The sequence below is a fragment of the Tranquillimonas alkanivorans genome (assembly GCF_900115595.1).
GTDB lineage: Bacteria > Pseudomonadota > Alphaproteobacteria > Rhodobacterales > Rhodobacteraceae > Tranquillimonas > Tranquillimonas alkanivorans.
Genome location: NZ_FOXA01000008.1, coordinates 48,140 through 65,288 on the forward strand (window position 1 = coordinate 48,140; position 17,149 = coordinate 65,288).

General features: G+C 66.4%; 20 protein-coding genes and 1 pseudogene. 10 read left to right on the forward strand and 11 right to left on the reverse strand.

All coding sequences use genetic code 11. From position 1 onward, the window contains the following. Positions 1-47 precede the first annotated feature (47 nt). The 9 genes from BM162_RS11225 to BM162_RS11260 all read right to left on the reverse strand — a co-directional run bounded on the left by BM162_RS11225 (position 48) and on the right by BM162_RS11260 (position 6,481). A complete protein-coding gene (locus BM162_RS11225; protein ID WP_093421781.1) occupies positions 48-497 on the reverse strand; it encodes a cytochrome c-type biogenesis protein in 450 nt (149 codons plus the stop codon). Continuing rightward, positions 494-2,470, reverse strand: a complete 1,977-nt coding sequence (locus BM162_RS11230) for a heme lyase CcmF/NrfE family subunit (protein ID WP_093421784.1) — start codon at positions 2,468-2,470, stop codon at positions 494-496. The genes BM162_RS11225 and BM162_RS11230 overlap by 4 nt, the downstream gene beginning before the upstream one ends. 197 nt (positions 2,471-2,667) lie before the next feature. After that, on the reverse strand, positions 2,668-2,802 hold the full coding sequence (locus BM162_RS23475) for a hypothetical protein (protein WP_281243786.1): 135 nt from the start codon (positions 2,800-2,802) through the stop codon (positions 2,668-2,670). Continuing rightward, positions 2,799-2,984: a hypothetical protein gene (locus BM162_RS11235; protein ID WP_093421786.1), complete on the reverse strand. Its 186-nt coding sequence runs from the start codon at positions 2,982-2,984 to the stop codon at positions 2,799-2,801. Before BM162_RS11235 ends, BM162_RS23475 begins: the two co-directional genes overlap by 4 nt. Then, positions 2,977-3,459, reverse strand: coding sequence for a holin family protein (locus tag BM162_RS11240; RefSeq protein ID WP_093421788.1), 483 nt, complete (start codon positions 3,457-3,459; stop codon positions 2,977-2,979). Before BM162_RS11240 ends, BM162_RS11235 begins: the two co-directional genes overlap by 8 nt. Then, positions 3,450-4,061 (reverse strand): holin-associated N-acetylmuramidase, encoded by a 612-nt coding sequence (locus BM162_RS11245; RefSeq protein WP_093421790.1) that lies wholly within the window; start codon positions 4,059-4,061, stop codon positions 3,450-3,452. Before BM162_RS11245 ends, BM162_RS11240 begins: the two co-directional genes overlap by 10 nt. A gap of 52 nt (positions 4,062-4,113) precedes the next feature. Further along, complete coding sequence (gene ccmE, locus BM162_RS11250) at positions 4,114-4,572, reverse strand: cytochrome c maturation protein CcmE (RefSeq protein ID WP_093421793.1); 459 nt, start codon at positions 4,570-4,572, stop codon at positions 4,114-4,116. Between the two features lie 7 nt (positions 4,573-4,579). After that, positions 4,580-5,608 carry an N-acetyl-gamma-glutamyl-phosphate reductase gene (gene argC, locus BM162_RS11255; RefSeq protein ID WP_093421795.1) on the reverse strand — a complete coding sequence of 343 codons (1,029 nt, stop codon included), beginning with the start codon at positions 5,606-5,608 and terminating at the stop codon, positions 4,580-4,582. Between the two features lie 63 nt (positions 5,609-5,671). After that, the gene (locus BM162_RS11260; protein WP_093421798.1) at positions 5,672-6,481 is read right to left on the reverse strand and encodes a glutamate racemase; all 810 of its coding nucleotides are present in this window, start codon (positions 6,479-6,481) and stop codon (positions 5,672-5,674) included. A gap of 343 nt (positions 6,482-6,824) precedes the next feature. Here BM162_RS11260 and BM162_RS11265 point away from each other — a divergent pair, with 343 nt between their 5' ends. The 10 genes from BM162_RS11265 (at position 6,825) to BM162_RS11310 (ending at position 15,112) form a co-directional block, all read left to right on the forward strand. After that, positions 6,825-7,733 (forward strand): LysR family transcriptional regulator, encoded by a 909-nt coding sequence (locus BM162_RS11265; protein ID WP_093421800.1) that lies wholly within the window; start codon positions 6,825-6,827, stop codon positions 7,731-7,733. Positions 7,734-8,023: 290 nt separating this feature from the next. Further along, positions 8,024-8,383: a hypothetical protein gene (locus BM162_RS11270; RefSeq protein ID WP_093421803.1), complete on the forward strand. Its 360-nt coding sequence runs from the start codon at positions 8,024-8,026 to the stop codon at positions 8,381-8,383. A gap of 82 nt (positions 8,384-8,465) precedes the next feature. Continuing rightward, a complete protein-coding gene (purL, locus tag BM162_RS11275; RefSeq protein ID WP_093421805.1) occupies positions 8,466-10,652 on the forward strand; it encodes a phosphoribosylformylglycinamidine synthase subunit PurL in 2,187 nt (728 codons plus the stop codon). 62 nt (positions 10,653-10,714) lie between these two features. Next, the gene (locus BM162_RS11280; protein WP_093421808.1) at positions 10,715-10,957 is read left to right on the forward strand and encodes a BolA/IbaG family iron-sulfur metabolism protein; all 243 of its coding nucleotides are present in this window, start codon (positions 10,715-10,717) and stop codon (positions 10,955-10,957) included. Beyond that, positions 10,954-11,178 carry a hypothetical protein gene (locus tag BM162_RS11285; protein WP_093421811.1) on the forward strand — a complete coding sequence of 75 codons (225 nt, stop codon included), beginning with the start codon at positions 10,954-10,956 and terminating at the stop codon, positions 11,176-11,178. The genes BM162_RS11280 and BM162_RS11285 overlap by 4 nt, the downstream gene beginning before the upstream one ends. 11 nt (positions 11,179-11,189) lie before the next feature. Then, complete coding sequence (gene grxD / locus BM162_RS11290; protein WP_093421814.1) at positions 11,190-11,549, forward strand: Grx4 family monothiol glutaredoxin; 360 nt, start codon at positions 11,190-11,192, stop codon at positions 11,547-11,549. A 158-nt stretch (positions 11,550-11,707) separates the two neighbouring features. Continuing rightward, positions 11,708-12,625 (forward strand): homoserine O-acetyltransferase MetA, encoded by a 918-nt coding sequence (gene metA, locus BM162_RS11295; RefSeq protein ID WP_093421816.1) that lies wholly within the window; start codon positions 11,708-11,710, stop codon positions 12,623-12,625. Beyond that, on the forward strand, positions 12,600-13,586 hold the full coding sequence (locus BM162_RS11300) for an alpha/beta fold hydrolase (RefSeq protein WP_093421819.1): 987 nt from the start codon (positions 12,600-12,602) through the stop codon (positions 13,584-13,586). The genes metA and BM162_RS11300 overlap by 26 nt, the downstream gene beginning before the upstream one ends. Before the next feature lie 46 nt (positions 13,587-13,632). After that, complete coding sequence (ppk2, locus tag BM162_RS11305) at positions 13,633-14,502, forward strand: polyphosphate kinase 2 (RefSeq protein WP_093421822.1); 870 nt, start codon at positions 13,633-13,635, stop codon at positions 14,500-14,502. Further along, positions 14,495-15,112 carry a TetR/AcrR family transcriptional regulator gene (locus tag BM162_RS11310; RefSeq protein WP_093421825.1) on the forward strand — a complete coding sequence of 206 codons (618 nt, stop codon included), beginning with the start codon at positions 14,495-14,497 and terminating at the stop codon, positions 15,110-15,112. The genes ppk2 and BM162_RS11310 overlap by 8 nt, the downstream gene beginning before the upstream one ends. Here BM162_RS11310 and BM162_RS11315 read toward each other — a convergent pair. Both BM162_RS11315 and BM162_RS23240 read right to left on the reverse strand, forming a co-directional pair. Then, positions 15,109-16,377, reverse strand: a complete 1,269-nt coding sequence (locus BM162_RS11315) for an erythromycin esterase family protein (RefSeq protein WP_093421828.1) — start codon at positions 16,375-16,377, stop codon at positions 15,109-15,111. The genes BM162_RS11310 and BM162_RS11315 overlap by 4 nt on opposite strands. A 2-nt stretch (positions 16,378-16,379) precedes the next feature. Beyond that, positions 16,380-17,039: pseudogene (locus BM162_RS23240) on the reverse strand (protein-L-isoaspartate(D-aspartate) O-methyltransferase). Between the last annotated feature and the right edge of the window lie 110 nt (positions 17,040-17,149).

A 17,149-nucleotide genomic window follows, 5' to 3' on the forward strand; every position in this document is an offset into this window, starting at 1 on the left:
GCCCCATAGATACCCCAGCCTGCCCCGGGAGAAAGCGGAACGCCCCGTCAGGACTTCAGGATCTCGTCCAGTCGCGCCTTCTCGGCCTCGCTCAGGTCGTCCGCCGGGGCCTCGGCGCGCCGCCGCCGACGCACGTAGAAGCCCGCCAGAACCATCGCCAGCACCAGCATCGCCGGCCCCGCGCCCCACAGGATCAGGTTCGCGCCGCGGGCATTGGGCTGCAGAAGGACGTATTCGCCGTAGCGGTCGGTGACGTAGGCGATCACCTCGTCGTTGGTGTCGCCCGCCACCAGCCGCTCGCGCACCAGAAGCCGCAGGTCGCGCGCCAGGTCGGCGTTGGACTCGTCGATGTTCTCGTTGCGGCAGACGAGACACCGCAGGCCCTGCGACAGCTCGCGCGCCCGCGCCTCCAGCGCCGGGTCGTCGAGGATCTCGTCGGGCTGGACGGCAAGGACCGGCCCGGCCAGCAGGCAGAGGATCAGGATCAGCCGTTTCATTCCGCCGGCACCCCGTCCCGCACCGCCTGCTTGCGCGCGCCCGCGGCCACGCGGTAGCGCCGGTCCGACAGGCTGAGCACCCCGCCGAGCGCCATGATGATCGCGCCGGCCCAGATCCAGTTGGCGAAGGGCTTGATATAGATCCGCACGGCCCAGCCGCCTGCGTCCTGCGCGTCTCCGATCACGACATAGAGGTCCCGCAACACGCCGTTGTCGATCGCGGCCTCGGTCGTCGGCATGCGCGCCACGGGATAGTCCCGCTTCTCGGGATAAAGCCGCGCCACCTCGCGCCCGTTCCGGGCGAGCGTCATCTCGGCCATAGTCGAGATGTAGTTCGGCCCCTGCACACGCTCGACCCCTTCAAGCGTGACCTCGTAACCGGCGACTTCGAACGGCGCGCCGACCTGCGCCACCCGGATATCCTCGACCTGCCAGGCGGTCATCGCGGCGATCCCGAAGAGGGTAATGCCCAGGCCCGAATGCGCCACGGCCTTGCCCCAGTCGGCCCGCGGCAGCCGCGCCAGCCGGCCGGCCTTCGAAGCCAGTCCGCCGCGCCCGGTCCGCGACCAGACATCCACGGCCGCGCCCAGCACCAGCCAGGCCGCCAGGATCGCGCCCACCGGCGCCAGCGCCGACCGACCCGTCTGCACCGCCCAGACCAGCGCGCCAAGCGCCACGCTCAGCGCCAGAACGCCCCAGAGCGGCTTCATCACGCGCCCCATCCTCGCGCGCTTCCACGGCATCATCGCACCGATGGGCAGGATCATCGCCAGCACCACCATGAACGGCGTGAACGCGGCGTTGAAGAACGGCGCCCCGACCGACAGCTTCCGGTCGAAGGCCAGTTCCGCCACCAGCGGCCAGACGGTGCCGATGAAGACCACGAAGGCCGCGACCGCCAGCAGCACGTTGTTGGCCACCAGCGCAGATTCGCGGCTCAGCATCCCGAACACGCCCTTGGCCTCCATCGCGCCCGCCCGCGCGGCATAAAGCGTCAGCGCTCCACCCATGAAGATTCCGAGGATGATCAGGATGAAGACGCCCCGGTCGGGGTCGTTGGCGAAGGCGTGCACGCTCGTCAGCACGCCCGAGCGCACGATGAACGTCCCGATCAGCGAGAACCCGAAGGCCAGGATCGCCAGCAGGATGGTCCAGCTCTTCAGCGCCTCGCGCTTTTCGACCACGATGGCCGAGTGCAGCAGCGCCGCCGCGATCAGCCAGGGCATGAACGAGGCGTTCTCGACCGGGTCCCAGAACCAGAAACCGCCCCAGCCCAGCTCGTAATACGCCCACCACGATCCCAGCGCGATGCCGATGGTCAGGAACAGCCAGGCCGCCAGCGTCCACGGCCGCACCCAGCGGCCCCAGGCGGCGTCGACCCGCCCCTCGATCAGCGCGGCGACGGCGAACGAGAACGACATCGAAAGCCCGACATAGCCGAGGTAGAGGAACGGCGGATGGAAGGCGAGCCCGGGGTCCTGCAGCAGCGGGTTCAGGTCCTGCCCGTCGAAGGGCGGCACCGCCACGCGCAGGAACGGGTTCGAGGTGAACAGGATGAAGGCCAGGAAGGCCACGCCGATCGCCGCCTGCACCGACAGAACTCGCGCCTTCAGCCGCTCGGGCAGCCCACCGCCGAACCACGACGCGCCCGCGCCGAAGAGCGCCAGGATCAGCACCCACAGCAGCATCGAGCCCTCGTGGTTCCCCCACACGCCCGTCACCTTGTAGAGCATGGGCTTGAGCGTGTGGCTGTTCTCGACCACCAGCCGGAGCGAGAAGTCCGAGGTCACGAAAGCATAGGTCAGCGCCGCGAACGAGAACGCCAGGAACAGGAATTGCGCGTTCGCCGCCGGCTCGGCCGCGGCCATCCAGCCGCGCCAGTTCTTTTGCGCGCCGATCATGGGCACGACCGTCTGCACGATGGCGACGACGAAGGCGAGGACGAGGGCGAAGTGGCCGAGTTCTACGATCATGCCGCGCAGGATAGACCCCGCACCCCGCGGCAACAATGGCCCGCGCACCATGTCGCACCCGCAAGGGACGCGGGGCCGAAAGCTGTCACTCGCGCCGCTTCACTCCGCCCCCTCGGGCCAGACCGGCGCCGCGGGCGCAAATGCTTCTCAACGGTCTGCCACGGCAGAGACTGCGCCACCACGCCAATCGCGCGGTTCTACGGCCCCGAAAGCTCCCGCGTCACCGCGTCCAGCATGGCCGCCGCGGCCGCCCGGTTCCGCTCCACCGCCCGCGCCAGGCCGCGTCCGCACAGGGTCCACCGCACCAGCCGCGCCACCCCGCGACGGATCATGCCGCCCGCTCCCGCGGCAGCCGTTCGCGGATCAATGTCGTCATCTCGATCAGCACCTCGGTGTTCTTGTCGAGCGAGGCGCGCGTCGCCTCGTCCTTCTGAAGGTCGCGGTAAAGCAGGTAGAACACCAGCAGCACCCACGGCCCGTGCTCGGACACGAGCTTGAGCAAAAGGTCATACATTTCCGCGCCGCCAATCCTCGAGCGCGGCGTTGCGCTCGCCTTGCAGCTTCCGCGCCGCCAGCGCCCTCTCGGCAAGCGCGCGCCGGAACTCCTGCCCCTTCGCCTGGTGACGCGCGCCGAAATAGAACGACACGACCGCCCCCATCAGCCACCATAAGGGCTCGGGCACCAGCGCCACGCCCTCCATCCGCGCCGCGAACCAGACCGGATCGGCCATCGCGCCGACGAACAGCCCCAGCGTCCCCAGCGCCAGCGCGGGGCGCGGAAGACGGTTTACCGCATCCATCAACCGGTCGAAGCGGCCTCGTCGCCGCGCCGCGAACTCGGCGGCGAACTGCGCCAGCGCGGCCTCGCTCAGTTCCAGTTCGCGCACCGCCCGGTTCTCGGCGTTCTCGCGAAACACATGCGCCGTCTCGCGGAGCGCGGTCGCGCCCGTGCCGAAGGCCAGTGACATCACCCGCTCGATCAGCCCCATGCCGACACCCGCTCGGCATGCTCGTCCTCGGTCAGGTGGTAGCGGGGCGAGATGAAATCCTCGGCCCGCCGAATCCAGCCTCCCTTCCCTCCGTCGCGGCGCACAACGTACTTGCGGCTCGCCGGTCGGCGGTCGGCCAGGGCGTAGTAGTAGTTCCGCCGCGCGATGCCATAGGCGTCGGCCAAGTGGCGCGGGGCGGCCGCCTGCGCGAGTTCGGCCGCGCCGATGGTCTCGGGCCCGATGATCCCGTCCACGGCGATCCTCTGGCCCATCTCGTTCAGAAGTCTCTGAAGTATGACAACGGCTTGCGTACCGGCATTGACGTACATGTCGAAGACGCTCGGGCGCAAATCGGCGGGGAGGTCGTCGATACGTGGTCGTCGATAGAAATGCTGGATCAGGATGTCCCGCGCCCGGTCGCGCGACAGCAGCTTGACGTCCTCGGTGTCCACGTCACCGTCCGCGTCCAGGTCGATGCCCAGCCGACGCAGCGTGCCCAGCGTCACGCCGTGCTTGGTCGGCCCGCCCGGATCATCGGGATCGTTCGAAAAGCCGCCCTCCCGGGCGAGGATCTCGTCGGCAATGTCTTCGACGGTACGCATGCCACAGCCCTTTCACGCATATTGAAGCGCGATTGAGGCTGCGGCCAAAGGATTAAGATGGCGGGACCTGACCGTCCGGTGCCTCGTACACCCCTTGCTCCTTCAACGCGTCGATGACCTCTTTCGGCATGTAGGTCTCGTCGTGTTTTGCAAGGATCTCAGAGGCTTCAAAGGTGCCGTTGACATAACGACCGGTGCCCACCATGCCCTGACCCTCTTCGAAAAGGTCGGGCAGCACGCCGGTATAGGCGACCGGCACGCTCGCCGCGCCATCGGTCACGCTGAAGGTGATGGTCTCGCCCTGCCCGCGCACCAGGGTCCCTTCCTCGACCAAGCCGCCGATGCGGAACACCTCGGTCGGTGCCGGCGGCGCCTCGGCCACTTGCGACGGCGCCATGAAGAAGTTGATCCCGTCGCGCATGGCATAGCCAATCAGCGCGGTCGAGATCGCCAGCGCGACGACCGCCACGAGGATGATCTGAATCCGACGCTTCTTCTTGAGACCTTTCATCGCCGCCTCACGGGAACACGGGAGCGAGCATCAGGCCCGCCGTCTCTTCTTCGCCTAGCATCAGGTTGGCGTTCTGCAAAGCCTGCCCCGATGAGCCTTTCGTGAGGTTGTCGAGCGCCGCGATCACCGTCGCCCGCCCGGGCCGCCGGTCTCCGACCACGCCCAGATGGACGAAGTTCGACCCGCGCACGTGCCGCGTCGAGGGATGCTGGCCCATGGGCAGCACCTGCACGAACGGCTCGCCCGCGTACGCGGCGCTCAGCGTCCGGTGGATCTCCTCGGCCTCGCCGCGCACGTGCACGGTGGCGAGGATACCGCGGTTGGCGGGCATCAGGTGCGGGGTGAACTGCACCTCGACCGGCCGCCCGGCGAGGCGCGAGAATTCCTGGTCGAACTCGCCCAGGTGCCGGTGCGTGCCGCCGACGGCATAGGCGTGGTAACCCTCGGACAGCTCGGCGTGCAGCAGGTTTTCCTTCAGCGACCGCCCGGCGCCCGAGACGCCGGCCTTGAGGTCGATGTTGATCTCGTCAAGGTCGATGACCCCGGCCTTGATCAGCGGGCACAGAGCGAACTGCCCGGTCGCGGCGTTGCAGCCCGTTCCGGCCACGAGCCGCGCAGTGCGGATGTCGTCGCGGTAGAACTCGGTCAGGCCATAGACGGCCTCTTCCTGCAACTCCGGCGCGGCATGCGGCGCGCCGTACCACTTCTCGTAGGCGGCAAGGTCGCGCAGGCGGAAGCCGGCCGAGAGGTCCACCACCTTCACCTCGCGCGGCAGCGACGCCACGATCTCGTGCGTGGTCCCGTGGGGCAGCGCGCAGAACACCAGGTCGATACCCGCGAAGTCCACGCTTTCGATCCGCTGGAGCACCGGCAGGTCGAGATGGCGCAGATGCGGGAAGGTCTCGGACATCGTCATGCCGGCCTTGCGGTCGGCGGTCAGCGCGGCGATCTCGATCGACGGATGGGTGGCGATCAGCCGGACAAGCTCGGCCCCGGTATAGCCGGACGCGCCCAGAATGGCGACTTTGTGCGTCATGGTCTGTCTCCTCGCGCCCCCGAAGCCCTTGAAAGGTCCCGAGGATGCCGTTGTCACGTGAATTCAGGCGGACTGAAAGGTGATGCGTCGTCGCAGGAAGCGCGTCGCCTGGTCCGACACCCGCCGCGGATCGCCGGTGGTCAGGAACGCGGCCTCGCCCCGGCCCAGCAGGTCCGGATGCCGGTCGAGGTAATCGGCCAGGCTCGACGCGACCAGCCGGGGCTGCGAGAAGACCGAGACTTCGGGTCCCAGCGCATCCTGGAAGACCTCTTCCATCAGCGGGTAATGCGTGCAGCCCAGAACAGCGGCATCCGGGTGCGGCATCTTGCGTTTGAGCGCGTCGACATGGCTGCGCACCAGCGCCTCGGCCAGGATCATGTCGCCTTCCTCGATGGCATCGACGACGCCGCCGCAGGACTGCGCCTCGACATCCACGCCGATGGCGCGGAAGGCCAGTTCACGCTGGAAGGCACGCGACGACACCGTGGCCGGCGTGGCGAAGAGCGCCACGTGCTTGACCGCCACCTCGCGCGGAGGAGAATTGTCGCCCCAATGCCGCTCGGTCAGCGCCTCGATCAGCGGGACGAAGACGCCCAGAACGCGCTTGCCGGGCGGGATCCACGCCTCCTGCATGTGCCGCAAAGCCGCGGCCGAGGCCGTGTTGCAGGCCAGGATCACCAGGTCGCAGCCCGCGTCGAACAAGCGCTGCACGCCGGCGGTCGTCAGCCCATAGATATCCTCGGCGTCGCGCACGCCGTAGGGCGCGTTCGCGTTATCGCCCAGATAGACGAAGTCGACCCGCGGCAGACGCTGCGTCACCGCGTCGAGGACGGAAAGCCCGCCCAGCCCGCTATCGAAGATCCCGACCGCCATGAGGAACTGCCCGCACCTGTCCACCCGTTCAAGCCGCTTCCGGCTCCGGCCCCGGGATTAGGCGGCGCGGCGCGGAAAGTCCATCGCGGCAGTGCGTGTGGCAGGTGTCGAGGGGCTCTGCCCCGCCGCCTGCGGCGGCCCCCGGGATATTTCCAGACCGAAGATGTCCCGGGGCCCTCCCCGGCGCGGCCTCCGCGTTCCGGTCCGACACGCGCGGTGTCGCCCGTTCGCGCTGTAAGGGGACAAAAATGATTCGGATGTAACGAGACTGTTTGCAAACTCTGATATGGTCCCCTTATTGCTGCGAGCCAAATATAGCGGATATCGAAAGAAACGGCCCCTCATGGACTGGGACAAGCTCAGGATTTTTCACGCCGTGGCGGATGCCGGCAGCCTTACCCATGCCGGCGAGACGCTGCACCTGTCGCAGTCGGCGGTGTCGCGCCAGATCCGCGCGCTCGAGGAGTCGCTGAACACGACGCTTTTCCACCGGCACGCCCGCGGCCTGATCCTGACCGAACAGGGCGAGCTTCTGTTCGACGCGACCTCGGCCATGCGACGCCGCGTCGACGCCGCCGCCGCGCGCATCCGCGACAGCGAGGAAGAGGTGTTCGGCGAACTGCGGGTGACCACCACCACCGGCTTCGGATCGCTATGGCTCGCCCCGCGCCTGCCCGCGCTTTACGAGAAGTACCCCGATCTGAAGATCGACCTGATGCTCGAGGAACGCGTGCTCGACCTGCCGATGCGCGAGGCCGACGTCGCCATCCGCATGAAGGAGCCCAGCCAGGCCGACCTTATCCGCCGCCGCCTGATGACCGTGCGCATGCGGCTTTACGCGTCGCCCGAGTACTTGGCGCAGAACGGCACGCCCGAGCGGCTCGAGGACATGAACCGCCACCGGCTGATCTGCCAGAACACCTCGTCGGCGCAGGTTTCGGCCGGCGCCCGGATGGTGCAGGAGCTTCTGACCTACGACATCCCGTCGATGCTGACCGTGAACAACTATTTCGGGGCGCTTCAGGCGGTGATTGCCGGCCTCGGCGTCGGCGTGCTGCCCGACTACGTGATCGAGGATTTCCCCTCGATCGTCCGCGTCCTGCCCGACTACGAGTCGGGCGAGGTCCCGGTGTTCCTCGCCTATCCCGAAGAGCTGCGCCAATCCAAGCGCATCGCCGCCTTCCGCGATTTCGTCACCGAGGAGATCATCGCGCACCGCAAGCGCCTCAAGGATGAGCACGCCGTCGCCTGACCCTCCTCGCCATGCAGGACGCGCATAGCGGGCTTGCAGCACTGCCCGGTCTTTTTTCTTGAACCGCCCAGTTCGCAGGCATAAATCCCGTTTCGAAAGCGGTTCAGAGATTTCTTGCCGCTTTTTACCTCCCTGTTGGACTTAGGCCGGGCTTAGTGCTCGGCCTTTTTTTCGCGCGTCGCCGAATTGTCAGGCAGATGATGTCGCCTGTCGGAACCGCGACGGGCGCGGCGGGGCTTTTCCTTCAAACCCTCCCATGCGACTCCATGCCCATGACACGGAGAGACACGATGCACCTGCCGCTTGCCGCCACCGCCCTCCTGTTCGCGCTGGCCCTTCCGCTGTCGGCGCAGGACACCGCCGGCCCCGCCACCGAACTGGAGGCAGAGCCCGACGTCCCGGCCGAAGAAATCGCCGCGGCACGCAACGGCGCGCCCGTCTACACCTCGGACGGAGAGGCTGTCGGAACCGTCGACGGTCAGAACGCGCTGGGTCTGACAGTTCGGCTGGACGAGCCGCTTGAGGACGGGATGGACACGATCATCGTGCGCAGCGACATGGAGGCCGCCGCCGACGGGTCGGTGACGCTGCCCATGACGCGCAAGGTCTTCCTCGAGCGGGCCGCCGTCGACGGAAAGGTCGAGGATTAGACCGGGGTCGGAGTTGCCGCGGGGGCTTTCTTCCCCGCGCCACGGCCTCTAAAAGCCTCCTCGACATCGCCAGGGGGCACAGATGGACGAGCCGAGCATCACCGGAGACCTGATCGCCGCGCACGGGCTGAAGCCCGACGAATACCAGCGCATCCTCGATCTTCTGGGCCGTGAGCCGACTTTTACCGAGCTTGGCATCTTCTCGGCCATGTGGAACGAGCATTGTTCCTACAAATCCTCGAAGAAGTGGCTGCGCACGCTGCCCACCAGCGGCCGCCAGGTGATCTGCGGGCCGGGCGAGAACGCGGGCGTCGTGGATATCGGTGACGGACAGGCGGTGGTCTTCAAGATGGAGAGCCACAACCATCCCTCCTACATCGAACCCTACCAAGGGGCGGCGACCGGCGTGGGCGGCATCCTTCGCGACGTCTTCACCATGGGCGCGCGGCCCATCGCCGCGATGAATTCGCTGAGCTTCGGAATGCCCGACCATCCCAAGACGCGCCACATCGTTTCGGGCGTGGTTGAAGGGATCGGCGGCTACGGCAACGCTTTCGGCGTGCCCACGGTGGGCGGGGAAGTCCGCTTTCACCCTGCCTATAACGGCAATTGCCTGGTCAATGCCTTCGCCGCCGGCCTGGCCGAGACCGACAAGATCTTCTACTCCGCCGCCTCCGGCGTCGGCATGCCCGTCGTCTATCTCGGCGCCAAGACCGGGCGCGACGGCGTGGGCGGCGCGACCATGGCCTCGGCCGAGTTCGACGAGACGATCGAGGAAAAACGTCCGACGGTTCAGGTCGGCGACCCGTTCACGGAAAAGCGCCTGCTCGAGGCCTGCCTCGAACTCATGCAGACCGGCGCGGTGATCTCGATCCAGGACATGGGCGCGGCCGGCCTGACCTGCTCGGCCGTCGAAATGGGCGACAAGGGCGACCTCGGCGTGCGCCTCGACCTCGAAAAGGTCCCGACCCGCGAGCGCGGCATGACCGCCTACGAGATGATGCTGTCGGAAAGCCAGGAGCGGATGCTCATGGTCCTGCGCCCTGAGAAGGAAGACGAGGCAAAGGCGATCTTCGACAAGTGGGACCTCGACTTCGCGATCGTGGGCGAGACCATCGCCGAGGACCGCTTCCTCATCATGCACAATAACACGGTGAAGGCCGACCTGCCGCTCAAGGCGCTGTCGGGGACCGCGCCCGAATACGACCGCCCGTGGGAGCCCACTCCCTCGCCGGAAGGCTTCTCCGAGGCGCTCGAGATCGACCCGATCGAGGGGCTGCGCGCGCTCATCACCTCGCCCGACCACGCATCGAAGCACTGGGTATGGGAACAGTATGACACTCAGGTGGGCGCCGACACGGTGCGCGCGCCGGGCCTCGGCGCCGGCATCGTGCGCGTGCACGGCACCGGGAAGCTCTTGGCCTTCACCTCCGACGTGACGCCCCGCTACGTCCGCGCCAACCCGGAAGAAGGCGGCAAGCAGGCAGTGGCCGAAGCCTACCGCAATCTCGTCGCCGTGGGAGCCACGCCTTTGGCGGCAACCGACAATCTGAACTTCGGCAACCCCGAAAAGCCCGAGATCATGGGCCAGCTCGTCGGCGCCATCAAGGGGATCGGCGCGGGCTGCGCGGCGCTCGACATGCCGATCGTGTCCGGCAACGTCTCGCTCTACAATGAAACCGACGGCCAGGCGATCCTGCCTACGCCGACCATCGGCGCGGTGGGCCTGATCGAAACGTCTGACGATATCATCGCGGGCCAGCCCACCGACGGCTGCCTCGCGCTTCTGATCGGCGAGACGAAGGGCCATCTCGGCCAGTCCGCCCTTCTCCAACACGCCTTCGGGCGCGAGGAAGGCGACGCCCCGGCCGTCGACCTGGACGCCGAGCGGCGGAACGGCGAATTTCTTCTGGCCCACCGCGCCTGGATCACGGCAGCCAGCGATCTGTCTGACGGGGGTCTCGCGCTCGCCGCGTTCGAGATGGCCGAAGCTGCGGGCATTGGTGTGACCCTGGACGTCACCGAAACGGCACAGCTTTTCGGCGAGGACCAGGCGCGGTATCTCGTTGCCTGTTCCTTCGACGCAGCCGAGGCGCTGATGCTCGAGGGCGGACGCGCGGGCGTCGCGGTGACTATGGTCGGACGTTTCGGCGGCGACGAAATACGCATCGGACGCTCGGCGCTGCCGCTCGAAACACTGTCGGGCCTATACAGGACGAGCTTCGAACAGGCACTCGGGTTCGCGGGTCCCGGAGCCGCACTGGCCTGACCAACACTTGCGGCGCTTCAGCGCCGTATCTACATCTGGACCAAAGGACGGAGGGTGCACCCATGGCGATGCAGGCCCACGAGATCGAGGACCTGATCCGTGAAAGCTTCCCGCAGGCGAAGATCACCATCACGGACCTCGCGGGCGACGGAAACCACTATGCCGCCGAAGTGATTGACGAAAGCTTTCGTGGCAAGAACCGCGTACAGCAACAGCGTGCGGTCTATGCCGCGCTGAAGGGCAAGATGGACGGCGCCAACGGCGAGCTGCACGCGCTCGCGCTGACGACAAAGGCGCCGGATTGACGGATCACCGCGTCCTCATCATCCTTATCCTTCTTCCTTTCGTCGTCATTTTCGCCCGTGCGATGTATCTCGAAGTTCGACGATATCTGAAGTACGGAGCGTCTCAGAACAACCGCGCCTCGTTTCCCATCGACGAGAACGCGCCGAGCTACCAGCCTCCGCCCGAGGAGGCAGAAGAAGACACCGACCCGGACGCCCACCAGGCACCGGACAAGAAATAAAGGCCAGACACATGACCGCAGAAGACCAGATCAAGGAAACCGTCACCAGTAATGACGTGGTGCTGTTCATGAAGGGCACGAAATCGATGCCTCAATGCGGCTTTTCGAGCCGCGTGGCCGGCGTGCTGAACTTCATGGGCGTCGAGTACCAGGACGTGAACGTGCTTGCCGACGATGCCATCCGCCAGGGGATCAAGGACTATTCCGACTGGCCGACGATTCCGCAGCTTTACGTCAAGGGCGAGTTCGTCGGCGGCTGTGACATCATCACCGAGATGACGCTGTCGGGGGAGCTGGACAAGCTGTTCGAAGACAACGGCGTCGGCTTCGACAAGGACGCCGCCAACAAGATCCGGGAACACAACGCCTGATCTGTAAGACGTTTGTTCGAAAGGCCCTGCCGCCCTGCGGCGGGGCCTTTTGTGCTCCTGCACGTCGCCGTAAAACCCGGACATGCACCTCGCGGGCTTGAGCCGCAGACCGCCCGCCGCTATCTCAGGGCTTCGCGCCGACCGAGGACCTTCCGCTCATGCCGATCAAGCTGCCCGCCGACCTGCCCGCCTTCGACGTGCTCAGCCGCGAGGGTGTCATGGTCATGTCCGAGGAGCTCGCCGCGCGGCAGGACATCCGGCCTCTGCGCATCGGGCTGCTGAACCTGATGCCCAAGAAGATCCAGACCGAGAACCAGTTCGCCCGGCTGATCGGTGCCACACCTCTGCAGATCGACCTGCAGCTGATCCGGATGACGGAACATCAGACAAAGAACACGGCCGCCGACCACATGGAGGCTTTCTATCGCCCGTTTCAGGACGTGAAGGAGGAAAGGTTCGACGGCCTGATCATCACCGGGGCCCCGATCGAGCACCTCGAGTTCGAGGAAGTGACGTACTGGGACGAGCTGGTCGAGGTGATGAACTGGACCCAGACCAACGTGCACTCGACCTTCGGCGTCTGCTGGGGCGGAATGGCAATGATTAACCATTTCCACGGCGTGAAAAAGCACAGCCTTCCAGAAAAGGCGTTCGGCTGCTTCCGGCATCTCAATCGCGCCCCAGGCAGCCCCTACCTGCGCGGATTCTCGGACGATTGCATTATCCCGGTCAGCCGCTGGACCGAGATGCGGCAGGACGAGATAGATGCCGTTCCCGCGCTGAGGACGCTGCTGAGCAGCGACGAGGTTGGCCCGTGTCTTGTAGAGGATCCGGATCACCGCGCGCTCTATATCTTTAACCACTTCGAGTACGACAGCGACACGCTAAAGCAGGAATACGATCGCGATGTGGCCGGCGGCGCGCCGATCCGCGTGCCGCTGAACTACTATCCGGACGATGATCCTTCACGCACGCCGCTGAACCGGTGGAGAAGCCACGCGCACCTATTGTACGGCAATTGGATCAACGAAATTTACCAGTCGACGCCCTATGACCCTCTCCAGATTGGTCGCTAGCGCTCTTCTGACCGCCGCGCTCCTGCTGGGCGGATGCGGCATGATCGTCGACGGGCGCGCCGACCGGCGCGAGATCGCGGCGCACACGCGCTTCCCGCCCGGCGGCGCGTTCACCAGGGTCAACGGCCAGCGCGTACACTACGTGCAACGCGGAACCGGCCCCGACCTCGTCCTCATCCACGGCGCGAGTGGGAATACTCGCGACTTCACGTACCGCTTCCTCGACCGTCTAGCCAACCGTTACCGTGTCACGGTGTTCGACCGTCCCGGGCTGGGATACACGGACCGAGTGTCCGACGAATTTGGCGGGCCCTACAACACGCGGGCCGAGAGCCCCGCGGAACAAGCCGCATTCCTTGCCGCCGCGGCAGAGGGGCTGGGAATCGAGCATCCGATCGTCCTGGGCCATTCCTATGGCGGAACAGTTGCACTGGCGTGGGGGCTGAATCATGACCCGGCGGCACTGGCTCTGCTTGCTCCCGCCACGCATCCTTGGCCGGGCGGCCTTGGCTGGGTGTATGACCTTGCCTCCTCCTCATTTGGTGGCGCAAATGTCGTACCATTGGCGACGGCATTCGTCGGACAGAAGCAGATCGATACCGCTGTTCGCGCGATCTTCTATCCTCAGGAGCCGCCCGAAGGCTATTCAGATTATGTTGGCGCCCAGCTGACCCTGCGCCGCGGCAGCTTCCGCGCCAATGCGCGGCAGGTAAACTCGCTTCGGCCGCACGTCGTCGAGATGTCGAAGCGGTACGCCGAACTCGACCTGCCGGTCGAGATCGTCCACGGCACCGCAGACGACATCGTCCCGCTCAAAATCCATTCCGCGCGGCTTGCGCAGGACGCGCCCGGAGCAACCCTGACGAAGCTTGAGGGCATCGGGCACATGGTTCACCACGTGGCACCCGACCCGGTGGAACAGGCGATCGATCGGGCCGCAAGGCGGGCCGGATTGCGCTGATCCGGCCGCCCGCCTACCCTGCTTCGACCTGTACGGGAGAGCAAGAATGCCCCTGCCCTTCGACGGTGCCATCACCCGCTTCTTCGAGGAGGAGGCCCCGGACCACGTGCGCGCGGCCATTAAGGGAGCGGCGAAGCACGACATCCTGTCTGACACTTATCCATACGACAGACGTATGCACAGGGACCGCTACGACTCCGAGATGGAGGCGCTGCAACTCGAACTGGTGAAACTTCAGGCCGATGTGAAGGCGACGGGTAAGCGCGTGGTCGTGGTTTTCGAAGGGCGCGACGCCGCGGGCAAGGGCGGCACGATCGCGCGCTTTCGGCAGAACCTGAACCCGCGCGTGGCCCGCATCGTGGCGCTGTCGAAGCCATCGGATACCGAGAAGGGACAGTGGTATTTCCAGCGTTATCTCGAGCGGCTGCCCACAGCCGGCGAAATGGTGTTTTACGATCGCTCCTGGTACAACCGTGGGGTGGTTGAGCACGTCTTCGGCTTCACCTCGCACGAGCTGCGCGAGCAGTTCTTTCACCAGGCACCGCAATTCGAAGACATGCTGGTCAACGACGGGATCCGTCTGGTGAAGCTGTGGCTAAACGTCAGTCGTGCAGAACAGTTGCGCCGGTTTCTCAAGCGGGAGCGCGATCCGCTCAAGCAATGGAAATTGTCCGACATCGACGTGGAGGGGCTGAAGAAGTGGGACGCCTACACCGACGCCATCGGCGAGACGTTGGAGCGGTCGCACACCGAGCACGCCCCGTGGACCGTCGTTCGGTCTGACGATAAGCGCCGCGCGCGGATCGCCGCCATCCGGGCCGTGCTGTCGCAGCTCGACTATGGCGGGAAGATCGGCGCTGTTGCCGATGATCCGGATGCGAAAATCTGCGGAGGCCCCGACCGCTGGGATGCCTAAACGCGGTTATCACCACGGCAATCTCAGGCAGGCGCTGGTCGACGCGGCGCTGGAGCTGATCGAGGCCAAGGGTCCGACAGGGTTCACCCTGTCCGAGGCGGCGAAGCAGGCGGGCGTGACGCCGGCGGCCGTGTATCGTCACTTCGAGGGGCGCGAGGACCTGATCGCCGAGGCCGCGCGGCAGGGCTACGAGATCTTTGCCGATCTGATGGAATACGCCTACGAATCCGGCCAGCCCTCCGCGCTTGCCGCGTTCGAGGCGACGGGCCGCGCATACCTTGCCTTCGCGCGGCGACATCCGGGCCATTACGTCGCGATGTTTGAAAGCGGCATCTCCGTCAACAGAACGCCGGACCTGGCGCGTGTGGCGCGGCGGTCGTTCGACGTGCTCGAGAAGTCGGCGGTACGTCTGACAGAACATATTCCGGCGGAAAAGCGGCCGCCGCCGCAGATGGTGTCGGCGCATATCTGGGCGATGAGCCACGGCGTTGTCGAACTTTTCGCGCGTGGTTCGCCGGGCACCAAGTCGCCTTTCCCGCCCGAGGATCTGCTCGAGACCGGGATCGGCATTTATCTGCGCGGACTGGGACTCGTCCCGCCGGACGCCTAGAGCCCTGTCGGGAACAGGTCGGCGGCGCCGCCTTTCGGAGCAGCGTGTCCCGCGTCGACGGCGCGCGTCTCGTCGAACCAGATCCAGGCGTCGAACTGGCGATCGAGTTCCGCTTCGAAGTAGTGCGACCACCGTTCGGTCGAGGGGCGGTAGACGACCCCGATGGCGCGCTGCAGGTGGGGCCGCGAGAGCGCCGCACCCTCGGCGCGGTGCAGGTCCAGAAGGAACCGCGGCTGACCGGTGGCATGGGCGTGTGCTTCGTGGCTGTCGGCGAGCCCGGGGCGCACCCGCTTGATCTCCATCGGGTCGTCCCAGTCATCGGCCGCGGCGACCTCGCCCGTGTTGGTCGAGAAGCCGATCAGCGCAGCGCGGTCGCCGTAGGCCTCACACACCAATTGTCCGATGTTCAGTTCGCCGCGACGCTGTCCCATCTCGGTGGCCGCGGCGTTGCCGATGTGAGAGTTGTGCGCCCAGACCACCGCCTTCGCGTCGGGGCCCTCGCGCGCGAGCAGCCGCTGCAAAGTGTCGAACATATGCTCGTCGCGCAGGTTCCAGGAGCTGACATCGGAGTAGTACATGCTGCGGTAGTAGCGTTCGCCGTCGACGACGATGCGGGCGTTCTGCTCGGCGTCGAACAGCGCCATGCCGTCCATCCGCTCGCGCAAGAGGTCGGTCAGCACCTGGACCGCCCCGTCCTCGCAGTCGGAATGGCCGCGGGCCACCTCGTTGCGCAGGTAGGCGCCAGGGTCGCCACAATAGGGCTTGAGGCAACCATAGAGGCTGCGTGCCTCATCGGCCGCTGTCGGGTCCACCTCTTCGAGGTAATCCACCACCGCATCGATCGAGGCGCAGAGCGAGTAGACGTCGAGCCCGTAGAACCCGGCCCGCCGTGCGCTCGGGCGTTGGCGGTTGGCGTCGCGCAGGGCGTGCAGCAGGTCCCACGTCTCCTGATTGCGCCACATCCACCGCGGGAAGCGCGTGAAAGGGCGCTCGGCGTGCCGGCGCTGATGGTCGGAGCGGATCGCGGCGTCATAAACCGCCGCGTCCGGCCAATCGGCCTCGACAGCGACGATGGTGTAGTTGTGTTCGCGGACCAGGCGCTCCGTGATTGCGGCTCGTGCGGCGTAGAACTCGTGCGTCCCGTGGGTCGACTCGCCCAGGCAGATGACCTTCCGGTCGGCGAAGCGGTCGATCAGGCAAGCAAGGTCCGACATATCGTCGATTACCTCGGCGTAGCGTGCCATGATGTCTGACATTTCGCTCATGGTCACTCTCCCCCATCGTCGGCCACCGATGCGATCAGGGGCACGAAGCGCACCGGTTCGCCGCGCTCGACCTCCCACGTCTCCTCTCCGGTCCGGTGCAGGACGGTAAGCACCTGCCAGTCGCCCTCGGGCAGGGGAACGACGATGCGCCCGCCCACCGCCACCTGCGCCTTCAGCGCCTCAGGCAGATCGCCCCCGGCCGACACCACCACGACGTCGAATGGCGCCTGGTCGGGAAGGCCCTTCGTGCCGTCGCCGTGGATGAGGTGGACGTTGTCGCAGCCGATTTCCGCCAGCGTCTCCTGTGCGTGGCGCGCAAGCGGACCGTGACGCTCGATCGCTCAGACCTCCTGCGCAATCTGGCTCATGACCGCGGCGGCGTAGCCCGACCCACCTCCGACCTCGAGCACCCGGTCGCCGGGCTTGAGCTGGGCCGCCTCTACGAAGCGGGCAACGATGTATGGCTGAGAGATCGTTTGCCCGGACCCGATGGGCAGCGGTCGATCGGCATAAGCGTGGGTGCGGTGCTCGGGCGGCACGAAAGCGTGCCGGGGCACCTTGCGCATCGCGTCAAGCACCCGCTCGTCCTCGACCCCTCGCCGCGCGATCTGAAACGTGACCATCGCGCTGCGATCTTCGGCATACGGTGCGTCGTCCTGCATCGGGCCCTCCCTCAAGAACGCCTGAGGGAAACGAGCCCGTGTCGAGCCGGGTTCCGGATGGTCGGCAGGAGAAGGCGGTGTGAACGTCGTCCCGATCGTCAGGATGCACC

What these genes read in the sequence shown, in the direction of transcription:
- BM162_RS11310 (WP_093421825.1), top strand. Translation starts at nt 14,495, where the DNA reads ATGCCTAAACGCGGTTATCACCACGGCAATCTCAGGCAGGCGCTGGTC.
- metA (WP_093421816.1), top strand. Translation starts at nt 11,708, where the DNA reads ATGCCGATCAAGCTGCCCGCCGACCTGCCCGCCTTCGACGTGCTCAGC.
- BM162_RS11270 (WP_093421803.1), top strand. Translation starts at nt 8,024, where the DNA reads ATGCACCTGCCGCTTGCCGCCACCGCCCTCCTGTTCGCGCTGGCCCTT.
- ppk2 (WP_093421822.1), top strand. Translation starts at nt 13,633, where the DNA reads ATGCCCCTGCCCTTCGACGGTGCCATCACCCGCTTCTTCGAGGAGGAG.
- BM162_RS11265 (WP_093421800.1), top strand. Translation starts at nt 6,825, where the DNA reads ATGGACTGGGACAAGCTCAGGATTTTTCACGCCGTGGCGGATGCCGGC.
- BM162_RS11240 (WP_093421788.1), bottom strand. Translation starts at nt 3,459, where the DNA reads ATGGGGCTGATCGAGCGGGTGATGTCACTGGCCTTCGGCACGGGCGCG.
- argC (WP_093421795.1), bottom strand. Translation starts at nt 5,608, where the DNA reads ATGACGCACAAAGTCGCCATTCTGGGCGCGTCCGGCTATACCGGGGCC.
- BM162_RS11245 (WP_093421790.1), bottom strand. Translation starts at nt 4,061, where the DNA reads ATGCGTACCGTCGAAGACATTGCCGACGAGATCCTCGCCCGGGAGGGC.
- BM162_RS11260 (WP_093421798.1), bottom strand. Translation starts at nt 6,481, where the DNA reads ATGGCGGTCGGGATCTTCGATAGCGGGCTGGGCGGGCTTTCCGTCCTC.
- BM162_RS11280 (WP_093421808.1), top strand. Translation starts at nt 10,715, where the DNA reads ATGGCGATGCAGGCCCACGAGATCGAGGACCTGATCCGTGAAAGCTTC.
- BM162_RS11235 (WP_093421786.1), bottom strand. Translation starts at nt 2,984, where the DNA reads ATGTATGACCTTTTGCTCAAGCTCGTGTCCGAGCACGGGCCGTGGGTG.
- BM162_RS11315 (WP_093421828.1), bottom strand. Translation starts at nt 16,377, where the DNA reads ATGAGCGAAATGTCAGACATCATGGCACGCTACGCCGAGGTAATCGAC.
- BM162_RS11230 (WP_093421784.1), bottom strand. Translation starts at nt 2,470, where the DNA reads ATGATCGTAGAACTCGGCCACTTCGCCCTCGTCCTCGCCTTCGTCGTC.
- BM162_RS11225 (WP_093421781.1), bottom strand. Translation starts at nt 497, where the DNA reads ATGAAACGGCTGATCCTGATCCTCTGCCTGCTGGCCGGGCCGGTCCTT.
- ccmE (WP_093421793.1), bottom strand. Translation starts at nt 4,572, where the DNA reads ATGAAAGGTCTCAAGAAGAAGCGTCGGATTCAGATCATCCTCGTGGCG.
- purL (WP_093421805.1), top strand. Translation starts at nt 8,466, where the DNA reads ATGGACGAGCCGAGCATCACCGGAGACCTGATCGCCGCGCACGGGCTG.
- BM162_RS23475 (WP_281243786.1), bottom strand. Translation starts at nt 2,802, where the DNA reads ATGATCCGTCGCGGGGTGGCGCGGCTGGTGCGGTGGACCCTGTGCGGA.
- grxD (WP_093421814.1), top strand. Translation starts at nt 11,190, where the DNA reads ATGACCGCAGAAGACCAGATCAAGGAAACCGTCACCAGTAATGACGTG.
- BM162_RS11300 (WP_093421819.1), top strand. Translation starts at nt 12,600, where the DNA reads ATGACCCTCTCCAGATTGGTCGCTAGCGCTCTTCTGACCGCCGCGCTC.